The organism is Virgibacillus sp. SK37, assembly GCF_000725285.1.
Classification (GTDB): domain Bacteria; phylum Bacillota; class Bacilli; order Bacillales; family Amphibacillaceae; genus Virgibacillus_Q.
Window position 1 is genome coordinate 535,425 of the sequence record NZ_CP007161.1, and the last position, 14,682, is coordinate 550,106.

The 14,682-nt window shown below is 38.8% G+C and carries 14 protein-coding genes and 1 pseudogene; 12 read left to right on the plus strand and 3 right to left on the minus strand.

Annotation, left to right across the window (positions count from 1 at the left end):
- Positions 1-200: 200 nt before the first annotated feature.
- The 4 genes from X953_RS02770 (at position 201) to X953_RS02785 (ending at position 2,553) form a co-directional block, all read left to right on the plus strand.
- Positions 201-830, plus strand: coding sequence for an SDR family oxidoreductase (locus X953_RS02770; RefSeq protein WP_040954268.1), 630 nt, complete (start codon positions 201-203; stop codon positions 828-830).
- Between the two features lie 151 nt (positions 831-981).
- Positions 982-1,266: a glutaredoxin family protein gene (locus X953_RS02775; RefSeq protein ID WP_040954269.1), complete on the plus strand. Its 285-nt coding sequence runs from the start codon at positions 982-984 to the stop codon at positions 1,264-1,266.
- Between the two features lie 84 nt (positions 1,267-1,350).
- Positions 1,351-1,737 (plus strand): YppG family protein, encoded by a 387-nt coding sequence (locus X953_RS02780; RefSeq protein ID WP_040954270.1) that lies wholly within the window; start codon positions 1,351-1,353, stop codon positions 1,735-1,737.
- A 114-nt stretch (positions 1,738-1,851) separates the two neighbouring features.
- Complete coding sequence (locus X953_RS02785; RefSeq protein ID WP_040954271.1) at positions 1,852-2,553, plus strand: carboxylesterase; 702 nt, start codon at positions 1,852-1,854, stop codon at positions 2,551-2,553.
- Between the two features lie 27 nt (positions 2,554-2,580).
- Here X953_RS02785 and X953_RS02790 read toward each other — a convergent pair whose 3' ends face one another.
- The gene (locus tag X953_RS02790; protein ID WP_040954272.1) at positions 2,581-3,438 is read right to left on the minus strand and encodes a DegV family protein; all 858 of its coding nucleotides are present in this window, start codon (positions 3,436-3,438) and stop codon (positions 2,581-2,583) included.
- Between the two features lie 67 nt (positions 3,439-3,505).
- Positions 3,506-4,420, minus strand: a complete 915-nt coding sequence (locus X953_RS02795; RefSeq protein ID WP_040954273.1) for a DMT family transporter — start codon at positions 4,418-4,420, stop codon at positions 3,506-3,508.
- 467 nt (positions 4,421-4,887) lie between these two features.
- On the opposite strand from X953_RS02795, the gene X953_RS02800 reads away from it, so the two are divergent.
- Positions 4,888-6,375, plus strand: coding sequence for a DEAD/DEAH box helicase (locus X953_RS02800; protein WP_040954274.1), 1,488 nt, complete (start codon positions 4,888-4,890; stop codon positions 6,373-6,375).
- Positions 6,376-6,745: 370 nt separating this feature from the next.
- Here X953_RS02800 and X953_RS02805 read toward each other — a convergent pair whose 3' ends face one another.
- Positions 6,746-7,519 (minus strand): rhomboid family intramembrane serine protease, encoded by a 774-nt coding sequence (locus X953_RS02805; protein WP_040954275.1) that lies wholly within the window; start codon positions 7,517-7,519, stop codon positions 6,746-6,748.
- Positions 7,520-7,672: 153 nt separating this feature from the next.
- Between X953_RS02805 and acpS the strand changes: the two genes are divergently transcribed.
- The 7 genes and pseudogenes from acpS to X953_RS02840 all read left to right on the plus strand — a co-directional run bounded on the left by acpS (position 7,673) and on the right by X953_RS02840 (position 14,681).
- A complete protein-coding gene (acpS, locus tag X953_RS02810; protein WP_040954276.1) occupies positions 7,673-8,032 on the plus strand; it encodes a holo-ACP synthase in 360 nt (119 codons plus the stop codon).
- Positions 8,033-8,091: 59 nt separating this feature from the next.
- Complete coding sequence (locus tag X953_RS02815) at positions 8,092-9,612, plus strand: bifunctional ADP-dependent NAD(P)H-hydrate dehydratase/NAD(P)H-hydrate epimerase (protein ID WP_040954277.1); 1,521 nt, start codon at positions 8,092-8,094, stop codon at positions 9,610-9,612.
- Positions 9,613-9,701: 89 nt separating this feature from the next.
- Positions 9,702-10,712 carry an outer membrane lipoprotein carrier protein LolA gene (locus tag X953_RS02820; protein WP_040954278.1) on the plus strand — a complete coding sequence of 337 codons (1,011 nt, stop codon included), beginning with the start codon at positions 9,702-9,704 and terminating at the stop codon, positions 10,710-10,712.
- A 190-nt stretch (positions 10,713-10,902) separates the two neighbouring features.
- A complete protein-coding gene (gene alr / locus X953_RS02825) occupies positions 10,903-12,027 on the plus strand; it encodes an alanine racemase (protein WP_040954279.1) in 1,125 nt (374 codons plus the stop codon).
- A gap of 162 nt (positions 12,028-12,189) precedes the next feature.
- The gene (locus X953_RS02830; protein ID WP_084715600.1) at positions 12,190-12,474 is read left to right on the plus strand and encodes a CopG family ribbon-helix-helix protein; all 285 of its coding nucleotides are present in this window, start codon (positions 12,190-12,192) and stop codon (positions 12,472-12,474) included.
- Between the two features lie 4 nt (positions 12,475-12,478).
- Positions 12,479-12,838: a type II toxin-antitoxin system PemK/MazF family toxin gene (locus X953_RS02835; RefSeq protein ID WP_019379217.1), complete on the plus strand. Its 360-nt coding sequence runs from the start codon at positions 12,479-12,481 to the stop codon at positions 12,836-12,838.
- A gap of 972 nt (positions 12,839-13,810) precedes the next feature.
- Positions 13,811-14,681 (plus strand): annotated as a pseudogene (locus tag X953_RS02840) (RsbT co-antagonist protein RsbRA).
- Position 14,682 lies beyond the last annotated feature (1 nt).

Sequence of the window (14,682 nt, forward strand, 5' to 3'; positions counted from 1 at the left end):
ATCACAGCGGATACCCATAATATAGGTTAGAATAAAAAGTGGGATACGGGATGTCTCAGCTCTGTTATAATATATCGCAAGCTAGTCGGTATGCTTGCGGGCCATTGGAAGCAGGATGTTTATCTAATAGATAAATGTTTTGCTTCTATTTTTTTAGGTAATAGTATGAAGGAATGGGTACTTTTAAGGAGGTTTTAAAAGTGAGAGTATTAGTAATTGGCGCAAATGGAGCTGTGGGAAAGCAAGTTGTTGACAGATTGAAGGAGTCAGACCATCAACCTGTGGCAATGGTCAGGGATACGGATCAGATTCCGTATTTTGAAGAGAAAAATGTAGAGACAGTTTTGGCGGATTTGGAAAAGAATTTTGAAAAAGCCTTTTATAATACAGAAGCGGTAATATTTGCTGCGGGTTCCGGCCCTAAAACAGGGGCAGACAAAACAATAATTATTGATCAAGAAGGTGCTATTGAAGCAGCGGATCTTGCAAAAAAACACGGGGTAAACAGATTTATTATGCTAAGTTCTATGGGAGCAGGTCAACCTAAGAAAGCGGAACAAATTAAGCATTATCTTTATGCAAAACATCGTGCAGATGAACATTTAAAAAGCTCTGGATTAAATTATACTATCCTGCGTCCAGGACGACTTACGAATGAACCTGCGACAGGGAAAGTAAATGTTCATGAAGGCTCTCCTGAAAGCGGGAGTGTACCGAGAGCTGATGTTGCATCCGTTCTTGTTTATCTATTATCAGCTCCTCGAGCAGAAAATAAAATCTTTAATTTAATTGAAGGAGCAACTCCTTTATCTGACGTGCTTGCATATTAATACAAACAAAAGCTCCAGCTCATTTACTAAAAAGATGCTGGAGCTTTTGTTTGTAATATAATCGTAATATATTTAACACAAAAAGTTTAGAATGAAGAAAAACGGGGTAGTTAAAAATTAGATAATAAGTAACTAGCAGGAGGTACCAGCAATGACAGAGAAGAGTGTGCTTATTTATATTAGTGAAGACAATAAGGATTGTAAGAAATTGATGAAACAAATGGATGAATGGAAGGTGCCATATGAAGTAAGGAATGTAACAGAGAATAGTAAGTATAAGAATGAACTTCAGGAAAAAGGGGTATATGGGACACCGGCTACGTATATCGGGAAGGAGCCAAATGCAATATTAGGCTTTCAAAAAGAAAAAATCAGAAGTTCATTAGGGCTTGCAGATACTAACTTGAATCATAGTAAAACATACTCAAGTCAATAATTGAAATTGCCAAAAACAGAATCACAGTAGCTGTTTGCCATGCATATCTTGCTAGTAGAAGGATTAGTAAAGAGGTGTGTTTGTATGAATTATCAGATGAACTTTAGTCCATATCATCGGGTTAAGCCCCCATACGACTACCCATTCCCGCCATACACTAACACGCAGAACTCTCAATTTTATCCCCAATCGCCATACTATGGCCAGGAATTTCCACAATCACCCTTTGACATGTATGCAAAGCCTCAGCAACCACCGAACTGGCCATCACATATGACAGGAGCTTCACCTAATATGAACAGTGCTCCAGGTATGCAGCAGGGAAATGGCTTACTGCATTACTTTCAGGATAATGAGGGACAAATGGATCTTGATAAAATGCTCTCGACGGTAGGGCAGTTGGCAAATACCTATCATCAAGTCTCCCCTATTGTGAAGCAATTTGGCAGTTTCATTAAGAATTTCAGATAAAAGATATACGTACGCTATTTAGCTTTAGGAAAGTGATGGAAATGTGTATATAACTCATAGGAATGTTTGTTCAAGGGAATAATATAAGGTATAAAGGTTATGAGGAGAATTCGTATGATTGGATGTCTCATTATTCATGGATTTACAGGAGGACCATATGAAGTTGAGCCTTTAGCAAGTTACCTCAAAGAAAATACGGATTGGCATGTGGAAGTTCCTACGCTACCAGGGCATGGAAAGAAACTAAACCTAACAGATGCCTCACATAAAAAATGGATTAAGGCAGCGGAGGCTTCCTTTGTCCAGTTACAAGCAAAATACGCTGAAATTTATATTATCGGTTTTTCCATGGGGGGAATGATTGCGGCCTATCTCGCGGCCAAGTATAAAGTAGAAAAACTGGTGCTGCTTGCTACAGCAGGAAAATATTTATCATTTAAACAGATTACATTGGATATAACGGATGTAATTGCAGATGGGTTTAAAGGGGAATTAAATAACAACAAACTATATCAGCATTATAAGAAAAAAATTGGGGCTGTCCCTCTAAAAGCAAACATTGAATTCTTAAGGCTGGTTAGGTTTACCAGACGTTTTTTAAAGAAGGTAGAGACACCTGTTTTAATTGCCCAAGGACAGCAGGATGGTATGGTTCCGTATAAGACAGCTTATTATTTGGATAAGGAAATCACTTCTCCCCGAAAAGAGGTAGTCTTTTTTGAACGATCCCGCCATTTAATTTGCCTTGGGGAGGATAAAGACACATTAAATCAGATGGTGCATCAGTTTTTAATAAAGAATGTAAACGCAAAATGAGGCCGCCTTAATAAGGCAGACCTCATTTTAGTCTTTGAAAAAGGAAATTACTAATGCTTCTTCGCCACCGTAAGTAGATATTAATGGTCCGCATTCTGTTAAATAAGCATCTTTAAAGGGATATTTCTTTCTGATTTCTTCGAGCACGGTTTTTGCCCGGTCCTCTGCGTTACAATGTGTCATAGAGATAATTTTGTCTTCAACGTTTTTAGTGTATTCACCAATTTGTTCAATAAATCTTCTGATGGACTTTTTATCACCACGTACCTTTTCCGTTACTTCTATATCTCCAACTTCTTCATTTGCTTTCATAAGTAATTTAATATTTAAGGTCTTGGCCAGCGTTCCTTTAACCTTATCCAGTCTACCGCCCATAACAAGGTTCTCAAGGGTTTTCAGTACGAATAAAGTAGTTGTTTGTTCTACGCGAGTTTTCATATGCTCTACAAGCTGTTCAAATGAATAGTTCTCATTAATTTTAGCATGCGCCTCACCAAGTAAAAGTGCGATTCCACATGAAGCTGTTTTTGTATTAATTACTTCAATTATCCGTTCGGGTTCTTCTTCAAGTAACATATCTTTACCCGTAACAGCATTGTCATAAGTACTACTTAATCCTTTTGTAAGGCTTAGCATAAGAATTGGAACTGTAGGATCCACATTCTTATATGCATGATAAAAATCATGTGGGCTTGGCGCAGCTGAGCGTGGTAGTTCATGTAGTTCCTTTACTTTTTTATAAAAAGCTGAGGTATCCATCTCTACTCCACTCTTATATTGTCCATCGCTAAAATGCAAATAAAGTGGGACGACTTTTATGTCTAAATCATTACTCAGTTTTTCAGGTATATCTGCACCACCGTCTGTCATTAATTGCACGTTCATGCCATCACCATTTTCCTTTATGAATTATTTTTAGTATACCAACAATTCTAAGAAATGCACATTATTTTTATTGATTTTGCTCCTTCTTAGATATTGTAACTTTCGGTTTGCGGGAGGTGCTAAGTATAAATAAAAATAAGCCGAAAATAACAACAGTTCCTCCAAGAAATTGAGCCCAGGTAATAACCTCCCCAAGGATGAAAAAGGCTAAGATGGAGGCACCTACAGGTTCAAATACAATCCCCATGGATATGGTTGAAGTGCTTAACCATTTTAATGCCCAATTAAATAGGGTATGCCCAAGAAAGGTAGGGAAGATGGCTAACGCAAGGAAAATCCACCAATGATCAACAGGATAACCTGAAAATGAATTTTGCAATAGAACATTATAAATAATCAAAGTCAGTGAGCTGACACCATACACAACAAATGTATACGTCATTAATGAGACGTTTCTTCTGACTCTTTGTCCTAGTAAAAAGTATGCTGTAACGGTGATAGCACCCAATACCGCGAGAATGTCACCAAATAAAGCCATACCACTAATTTTAAAATCTCCCCAGCTTATGATGGCACTCCCAAATAAGGCGATAACCATACTGATTACTGCACCTGGAGAGAAACGTTCTTTAAAAAAGAAATAGGTCCCCAAAAATGCAAAAATAGGCTGTAGAGTGACAAGTACCACTGAGCTGGCAACAGAGGTATAATTTAATGATTCAAACCACAAAATAAAATGGAAGGCCAAAAACACCCCTGCAAAAATGGATGATATCCAATCTTTTTTAGAAATAAGCCTGAATTCACTTTTGTATTTAATTATAATAATTGGAGCCATTAGTAACACAGCAAACAACAATCGGTAATTAGCTATAATAGCTGCAGGTGCCTGGTCAGCCAACTTTACCAACACGGCAGACGTGGAGACAGAAAGTACTCCAATGACCACCGCAGCGTATGGGTTAAATGGAGGGCGACGCATAGAAAACCTCCTTAAAAAATTCTTCTAATCTTATCTATTCTATCATGGTAAAAGTAAAAAATCATTTTTGTAATTAGTATCCTAATAAAATGTATGATATGATGTAACATGCATGAGTTTTCGATGGAGGCCTCTTACCACTAATTGGTGAAGCCTTTTTTGTACTTTAGGGAAGTATAAAAATAAGTATACTTTAAACAAGAATATAGGTATATTGAGATCTAATTTACTTTATATATGTCCCATTCCCTTTGTTTTATTTACCGGGAAAGTGGGAAACGATATTTAAAGACTAAAGTATTGGGAAGCTAAAGGTACTTGTTTTGTTTTAAACAGGTACTCTAGCTGAACGATTTGGCCTTTTCTGCACAAAACCGGAAGAGCCGATATTTATATTTTCCTATCATATGAGAAAATTCTAAGGCCTCTAAATAAACAAATATATTTAAAAAGGAGTAGAGGAATAGGTGACAGCATTTAAAGAACTCGGGGTATCAGCCCCAATTATGAAAGCATTGGAAAAAATGGGATTTGAGGAAGCAACTCCGATCCAATCAGAGACAATTCCACTTGCGATGCAAGGAAATGATGTGATTGGACAAGCACAGACCGGAACTGGAAAGACAGCTGCATTCGGTATTCCAATGATTGAAAAAATTGATTCAAAGCAAAGAAAGATTCAAGGTTTGGTTGTAGCGCCGACACGTGAACTAGCTATACAGGTTGCTGAAGAAGTAAACCGTCTGGCGAAATTTAAAGGTATTAGAGCATTAGCTGTGTATGGCGGCCAGCATATGGACAGACAAATCCGCGCACTAAAAGACGGTCCGCAAATTGTTGTAGCGACTCCTGGTCGACTACTTGACCATATGCGCAGAAAAACCATTAAAATTGATATGGTGCAAACAGCTATATTAGATGAAGCAGATGAAATGCTTAATATGGGATTCATTGATGATATCCGTGACATTTTAAAAGGAATTCCAGAAGAAAGACAAACATTGCTATTTTCAGCAACAATGCCAAAAGAAATTCGCGATATTGCTACTAACTTGATGAAGGATCCGAAAGAGATTAAAGTTAAGGCCAAAGAGATGACTGTAGAAAATATCGATCAGTACTTTGTCGAAATCCCTGAAAAATTCAAGTTCGATACACTGAACAATCATTTGGATATTCATTCACCTGAACTTGCCATTGTTTTTAGTAGAACGAAAAAGCGTGTAGATGAAATTACAGAAGGACTTCAGGCTAGAGGGTATCGTGCGGAAGGTATTCATGGTGATTTAACACAAGGCAAGCGTATGTCTGTGCTTAATAAATTTAAGAGTGGACGCGTTGATGTATTAGTCGCAACCGATGTGGCAGCTCGTGGTTTGGATATCTCAGGCGTTACTCACGTATATAATTTTGATATACCTCAAGACCCTGAGAGCTACGTTCACCGTATTGGTCGTACAGGTAGAGCTGGGAAAACAGGTGAAGCTATTTCCTTTATTACACCGAGAGAAATGGCGCATCTTCACTTGATAGAAAAAACAACTAAGAGTAAAATGAAGCGTCTGATGCCTCCTACGAATAAAGATGCTCAACAAGGACAACAGCAAGTAACTGTAGACAAGCTCTTGTCAACAATTGAAAAGCAGGACTTGAAAGCTTATCATGAAACTGCCAGTGAACTATTGGAGGACAACGATTCTGTTACTGTTATAGCTGCTGCGCTAAAATTGCTTACAAAGGAACGCAGGGATACACCTGTTAAAATCTCCTCTGTAGCACCAATTAGCGTGAAAAAAGCACAAAATTCAAGAGACAACCGTCGTTCAAATAATAAACGTTTCCAAGGAAAACGTGGTCAAGGTGGACGCAATCAAGGTGGACGCAATCAAGGTGGACGCCATCAAGGTGGAAGAAACCGTAAAGGAAATTTCCAAAAACGTAGAAACAACGACTAATTAGCAAGAAAAGAAAAGCTCCCCATGTGGGAGCTTTTTTCGTGTGGAGAAAATCTTGGGGATCTATGTTATATAAGTATTTCATTTTTACCGGGCAAAAAAACGAGCGTTAATGTCTATCATAAGGGTCATGACAGACATTGGGAGCGGAAAACGGTGATGGAATGTCTATCATAAGGTTCATGACAGACATTGGGAGCGGAAAACGGTGGTTGAATGTCTATCATAAGGTTCATGACGGACATTGCGAGCGGGAAACGGTGATGGAATGTCTATCATAAGAGTCATGACAGACATTGGGAGTGGAAACCGGTCGTGAATGTCTATCATAAAAAAACCCCGTGGTTTACCATAGACCAGGGGATTTACTTTATCTTAAGAACCGGCTGAATAAGCCTAATAGCACGAGTACTCCAAAGATAATCCAAAAGATATTTTTCTTTAGCTTTGCAGGCATGCGGCGTTTGTTCCAACGGTTTGGGTCAAATTTGATGGAGGTATCATTTGGATCATAAACTCGCCTGTTCCGCCAAGGTGAATATGCTTTCGCTTTTGTGAGGACAAGAGGAGCGATGGCGAATCCCCCGATAAACCCAAATATATGTGCATGAATATTTATATTGGAACGGACGAATGTCATAACAAGACCAATTACAAAGATGGTAACTACAATTTGTGAATTAGCCTGATCAATTAAATGCTTTCGAAATACCACCATAAAAATGTAAATACCAAATAGGCCAAATATTGCTCCAGAAGCACCTACATGTGTGTACCAGAAGGAATCAGGTCCTAAAAGGTATGTTCCTAAATCGCCTACAAACCCGGCTCCAACATATGCAAGAACGAATTTTGTCTTACCCAGCATTTGTTCCAGGGCTGGGCCGAATAGTACTAGGGAAAAAGAGTTGAATAAAGCATGCATTAGCCCTGCATGGAGGAATATAGGAGTTATTAGCCGCCACCATTCTCCTTGGTTGATTAAATAATTGCTTCCAGCGCCCCACTGATAGATCGACTCCCCTATAGGAAGCTGGATGAAATCTATAATAAACCATAAAGCTAAATGAATAATTACCAACACTGAAACAACCGGGTAGTTGTGCATAAATTCTTTTATACTTCTTTCATTACGTAGAAACATGATTACCCCCGAAAAAAAGTTATTTTTACATCCAATAAAATGGGTATTAGTATTATAGTAAGAAATATTGTATCATATGACCAATCATAGCGTACTAAAATAAATTGTGAAATGGCAATTGTTTTATGTTACTTGGGCAAAGAGGTGATCTTTTTGATAGAAGGTATAGGTATTGATTTAGTTGAAATACAGCGTATTAAGGATAGTTTCCGAAAAAATGGCAGGTTCGCCCATCGGATTTTGACGGAGAACGAACAAATTCATTTTCAAAAACTACCCACGGAGAAAAGGAAAATGGAATTTCTTGCAGGGAGATTTGCTGGTAAGGAAGCATTTGCAAAAGCAACTGGGACTGGTATAGGTAAATTAAGTTTTCAGGATATAGAAATCACTACAGATGAAAATGGGGCTCCTTATATTAAAGTGAAAGGCTATGAGGCGAAGAAAATTTTTATCTCCATCTCCCATAGTGAAGCCTATGCAACAGCTCAAGTAATCATCGAAGCGGAATAAGGTCATGCATATTTAATTAGTTTGTCTCATATATTTTAGTGCGGGCAGGAGGGAACAAAGTGTATATTGTCACCGCGAATGAAATGTACGATGTGGATGAATTGTCAATAAAAGAAATGAACATCGAAGGTAAGCTTTTAATGGAAAATGCCGGACGAGCTATTGCTCAGGAAGTGGAAGGCTTAACTAGTTCTGAAGGTTTCATTTGTATTCTTGTGGGCCCTGGCAGCAATGGAGGAGATGGTTTTGTCATTGGCCGTACATTATTGAATAAGTCATATCCTGTTCAGGTTGTACAAGTTGTGCCGAATGACAAAATTACTGGAGATGCGCTTTACCACAAGAACCTTTATATTAATTGTGGTGGTAATGTTACCTTGTTGGAAGAGACGGAAAACATTTCAACATGTTTAGATAATGCTGAAATAGTTATTGATGCAATGCTGGGAATAGGAATAAAAGGTAAGCTTCGCGAGCCGCTGGCAAGCCTTGTATCTATTCTTAACAACAAAGCATCATGTGTTGTCTCTGTCGATATACCATCCGGATTACCTGCTGATGAAGGGATTCAGGATTTTGCAGCTGTACAAGCAGCTTACACTTTTACGGTGGGTGCACCAAAAATGAGTGCTTTTTTGCAACATACGGCAGCTTATTATGGAAAATGGGCCAATGTAGAGATTGGCTTGCCAAGGAAGGCCTTCAATGCAAGTGGCAGAGAGGTCTGGGAGCAAGACCAATTTCAGAAAACAATGCCGCCACGACAGTTAAATGACCACAAGGGTGATCATGGTAGGGGGCTTGTCATTGGAGGAAGTTCTGAAATGCCGGGAGCATTTGCAATGACATTGAAGGCAGCATTGCGTACGGGTGCCGGGCTTATTACAGGTGCGACTTCAGAAAAAGTGAGAAGTGCGATTGCTGGACAGACACTTGAAGCGACATATCAAATTTTACCGGAAGCCAATGGAGCTTTAACGAATGAAAAGTCTATTGATTTGGCAATGTATGATGCTATAGCGATTGGCATAGGAATGGGGAGAGCTCCTCAGACGGAATTACTTGTCAAGGCTATTGTGCATCAAGCAACGTGTCCGATAATTATTGACGGAGATGGTCTATTTCATATCAAGGATGACTTATCCGCTCTTCAGGGGAAGCAAGAGCCTGTTATAATAACACCACATCCTGGGGAAATGGCGATGCTTTTGGGAGTGTCTGTAAAGGAGTTAATGCTTAAACCATTTTATTATTCCAGAAGTTTCGCTATGGAGCATGGAGTTTATGTCATCCTTAAAGGCACTCATACCATTATAACCTCTCCTGAAGGCAGACAAGCCGTAAATACTACAGGTAACCCTGGACTCGCAAAGGGAGGTAGTGGAGATGTGCTTACTGGGATGATTCTAGCCATGATCATGCAAGACCAAACTATTTTTGAAGGTCTTTGCAATGGTTGTTTTCTCCATGGTAAGTCGGCTGATTTAGCAGTAAACGCAAACCACACTGTACATGATTTACTTGCTACAGATGTAATTACGGGCATCCCTCAGGCATTTAAGAGCTTACTTAATAACTAAAAATCTTTAGCGGAAAATTCGTCTTACGTACTTTCTACTCGCGTGATAACGTTCCCTTTGTTTTTATTTGAGACAAGGGAGACATGACTATGAAAAAACTTTTAAGTATTTGGTTTTTGCTTATTGTAACCATTTTATTGACAGCATGCGGAGAGAAATCCCAGGAAGATGTATTAAGTAAGTTAGAGGATACAATGGAAAAGATGAACGGGTATAAAGCAGAAGCAACAATGAATATGAACACGGGCCAGGAAGAGCAAAACTTTAACATCGGTATTTGGCATAAAAAAGATGATATGTATCGAGTGGCGTTAAAAAATGACCAGGACGAAAAGGGCAACCAAATTATTTTGAAGAATAAAGATGGAGTATTCGTGTTAACTCCAGCCCTTGATAAAAGCTTTAAATTTCAATCCGAGTGGCCGGATAATAGCAGTCAGCCATATCTATACCAATCGTTAGTAAAGGATATTAAAGAGGATAAGGAAGCAAAATTTGAATCTAGTGAGTCAGCGTATATTTTCAAAACGAAAACCAATTACCAAAGCAATAACAATTTGCCATACCAGGAGATACATTTTGACAAGAAAACGTACACCCCATTACTCGTTAAGGTAAAGGATAAAGATAAAAACACGTTGGTTGAAGTGAAGTTTACAACGTTTGATACGGAAGCCAAGTTTGCAGAGGATGACTTCTCTATGGACAAAAATATGGCCTCAGGAGAATCTGAAACCACAGCCTCTGCAGAAGTGCAAGATGACACGCTTACTGTGTTGTTTCCTTCTTATCTAGCAGGCGCAGAATTAACGGAGAAAAAAGAAGTCGAACTTGAAAATGGGAAGCGGGTTATACTGTCATTTTCAGGAGAAAAGAATTTCACTTTAGTGGAAGAAAAGTCAGAAGCAATTACTACTATGTCGGCACCGAAAGAAGTTTCAGGCGATATTGTCAATTTAGGAAATGCTGTTGGGGCACTCTCGGAAAATACAATTGAGTGGTCGTATGATGGGGTAGATTTTATACTTGCAAGTGAAGAGTTGACAAGAGAGGAATTAATTCAAGTAGCTCAATCGGTGCAAAATAAAGAAGTGAAGTAATATGGGTGGATTAGCAAGCAGACTCTTACATGGAGAGGGGGTCTGCTTTTTATTTGGATAATAAACTACAAAATTTAAAACCCTACTTTAAGCAGCATGCGTTTTCCCCTTCTAGAATTAATTTTGGATAGGAACACTTGCTGTTTTCTGCTAAAATTAATTTAGTTAATTACAGAAGGGAGCATGACCTATGTCGGGCACCATATATAGACACACCTGGGTCGAAGTGGACCTAGAAGCGATCGAATACAATATTCAACAAATTAAAAAACGTATTTCCAATAAAACTAAAATTATTGCAGTAGTTAAAGCTGATGGTTATGGACATGGGAGTGTGCAGGTTGCGAAAAAGGCAATTGAAGCTGGGGCTAGTGCGTTGGCTGTTGCCCTGTTTGAAGAGGCATTGACGCTTAGGGAGGCGGAAATTACAGTTCCTATTTTAGTGCTGGGCTGGGTGCCTGCAAAAGTGGCCCCTGTTGCGGCTGTAAACAATATTACGTTAACTTTTTTCCAAAAGGAATGGCTGCAGGAAGTAAGTACTTATCAATTAGAGGATAAGTTACAAGTGCATATGAAATGGGATACAGGAATGGGGAGAATTGGAGTAAGGACAAAATCTGAGCTGAAAGAACTTCTTTATGCATTAAATGAAAATCCCAGCATATATTTAACAGGAGTGTTCACACATTTTGCGACTGCAGATGAAGCAGATATGTCCTATTTCTATGAACAAAAGAGTCGATTTGAAGAGATGCTGAAAACATTCACGGAAGTATGGGGAAAACCGGTTGACGTTCATATTGGTAATAGTGCTAGTGCAATTCGTTTACCTGAAGAAATGTATGATTATATTCGTTTTGGGATTTCTATGTATGGATTATACCCATCTGGTACGGTAAAAGCTGAAAGAGACATAGAATTAAAGCAAGCATTTTCATTGCACAGCAGATTGGCCCACGTCAAGAAGATAGCTGCAGGAGAAACAGTTAGCTATGGTGCAACCTATAAAGCGGAAAAAGACGAGTGGATTGGAACAATTCCAATTGGCTATGGAGACGGATGGATAAGGAAACTACAAGGGGTAGATGTACTAATTGAAGGGAAAAGAATGCCTATTGTAGGAAGAATTTGTATGGATCAGACCATGATTCGACTTGATGGAGAATATCCCATTGACACAAAGGTTACACTGATAGGTAAGCAAAATAGTGCAGAAATTGACATGGACGAAATCGCTGCCCATGCAGAAACAATTAACTATGAGATCCCTTGTATTATCAATCGACGGGTTCCACGCTTGTATATGAATGAATAGGTACAAACTATATTTTATTCCACATATTTCAAATGTTAAACGACAAAAACAGCTTTTTTTAGAAAAAACTTTCAATAACCCTTTGCAAACGACTGGATTCAATGCTATCATAAATAATGACTTTTAAATAGTTCGTTCAACAGTTGGCGGAGGTGTATGGTTTTGTCAGAGAGCTTACAGGAGATCTTAGTGAAAATACCAAAAAACCTATTGAATGAGGTGGATGGATTAATGAGATATGAAAATAGTGACTTAAGTGACTTCATTTGTCAGGCTACAAGAAGCTACTTGCAGCATAAAAAAGAGGAACATATCCAACAATTCCGTGAGACAATGCAAAAAGGCTATGAAGAAATGGGTCGCATTAATCTAACAATTGCTTCGGAAGCTTTTCAAGCTGAAGAGGAGGCTGAAAACACCTTAGAGCGCTCTGTGATCGGGGTGTAACAATTTGATCGTTCAAAGAGGTGAAGTATATTTCGCCGACTTATCCCCTGTGGTTGGATCGGAGCAGGGAGGCGTGCGCCCGGTATTGATCCTTCAAAATGATATAGGTAATCGATTTAGCCCGACCGTTATTGTGGCAGCTATTACTGCGCAAATTCAAAAGGCTAAGTTACCTACTCATGTTGAAATTAATGCAAAACGCTACGGATTCGACCGAAACTCTGTTATTCTTCTGGAACAGATCCGTACATTGGATAAACAAAGATTAACAGATAAAATAACTAAACTTGACGCTGAAATGATGAATAAAATAAATCAGGCTCTGGAAATTAGTCTGGGGCTAAAAGATATGTATGACCATTAAAAGTGCTATTGCTTAATTGCTGCAATAGCACTTTTAATTTGTTTAGAAGACTATAAAAATTGGTTCTGATATATGTTAGGGTTATTCAATGAGTCGGAAAATATATAAACTCCGACGTAACTAAGAATATAGAGGCTGCGTAAATCACCGCTACGGGGAAATATTCCGCTTTCCGCGGGCGGCTGATGAGCCTCGGGCCAACACGATGTTGGTCATGAAGGCGTTGCGACAATGGGGTTTGGTGGGGCGAGTATGCGCAGCCCCAGGACGTCGCGACTTTAGCCTTCCAACCTCTATACCGCGTTCCGGGGTCTCATCTAGGCCTCTCCTCCCGTCTCCATATTTCCCCTTCGCTACTATTTCCTATTATATCTACGAAGAAAAATTGCGTTCACATAGATCCAGAATGTGCTGTGTACGAATTGATTGGAGTGGAATGCGGCGACTCCTGCCGGAATAGCATGAGCTTAAGACCCTGCACGGAGCGTAGCGGAGGAAGCGGCTGAAGCCATGCCGGCGGAAAGCGTCCGCATGCAACGGAAATCAATGGGGCGCGTCTTCTCAAATATTTCACTGAGCTTTTTATAAGCCAAGTTAGTTCGGAGTTTTCTCCAACTATGAAAACTAAATACGTTTCTACCCCGACATTTGCAGTAGATCCTAAGATTTAGACTAGCATTGTTTCTGGCTATAAGCATGCTTCATCTTTCTAAGATGAATAAATTATTCTTTTAGCGGATAAGGCATAGCTACTGAACAGAGACTAATTATATACCATTTTTAACGCTATTTTCTATGGAGGTTATTCTTTTTAAAATGGTGGAGAGTGGGATTTTTTAAATAAATATTCTTTTATGGTACAATTAGAAACATATAATACTAACGATTCGTACATGTGTGCTTTATTACCTTATTACAGATAGCTAATTTAATCGTAATAGTGGCAGTAGACTCGATTATGGGGGGAAGAGAATGAGCCAGGATTTTAAAAAAATAGTTATTGAAAACAGTGACTCTATTGTACAAATGTGGATGTCTGAGATTAACTCTCTTAAACAAGACAACTATACAGCGAATATTTCCGACGAATTATTCGAAAGTACAAACAGAGAATTTGTTAATGTTATTTTTACAAGTATCAAAAATCAAGGATCAGCTAAAGTTGTAGAGGATTTTTCTGAAAAAATTATAAATCTGGGCTGGCCGCTAAGTTACATCACCGACGGACTTCAAGTTTTTAGAAGAGTCTCTGTTGATTACATTTTGGGACAGTCTGTGCAAGTAGATTCCGCACATATATCAGATGTAATGAAGAGTGTGGATGTTTGGGTTGAACCACTTATTAGGCAGCTTGTCAATGAGTACTCGGGTAGCTGGGAACATATTGTGTCTTTGCAACGAGTAGCATTACAAGAACTATCAGCCCCGCTGATCCCTGTGATGGACCGGATCACTGTTATGCCGTTGATAGGGACCATAGATACAGAACGCGCGAAGCTAATTATGGAAAATCTGCTTGAAGGTGTTATTAAACATAATTCCGAGGTAGTATTGATTGATATCACAGGTGTACCTGTGGTAGATACAATGGTTGCCCATCATATTATACAGGCGGCTGAAGCAGTAAGACTCATCGGTTCTACCTGTATCTTAGTTGGTATTCGCCCTGAAATAGCACAAACAATTGTAAATCTAGGTATAGACTTAGGTAAATTTCCAACAAAAAAGCTCTCTAAGAAAAGGATTTACTAGAGCTCTGGAAATTACAAACCGAAAAGTTATTGACCTTGAAGACAATGATGAAAGTATTGAAAAAATGATCGAGTCTTTACGAGGAGAGTGAT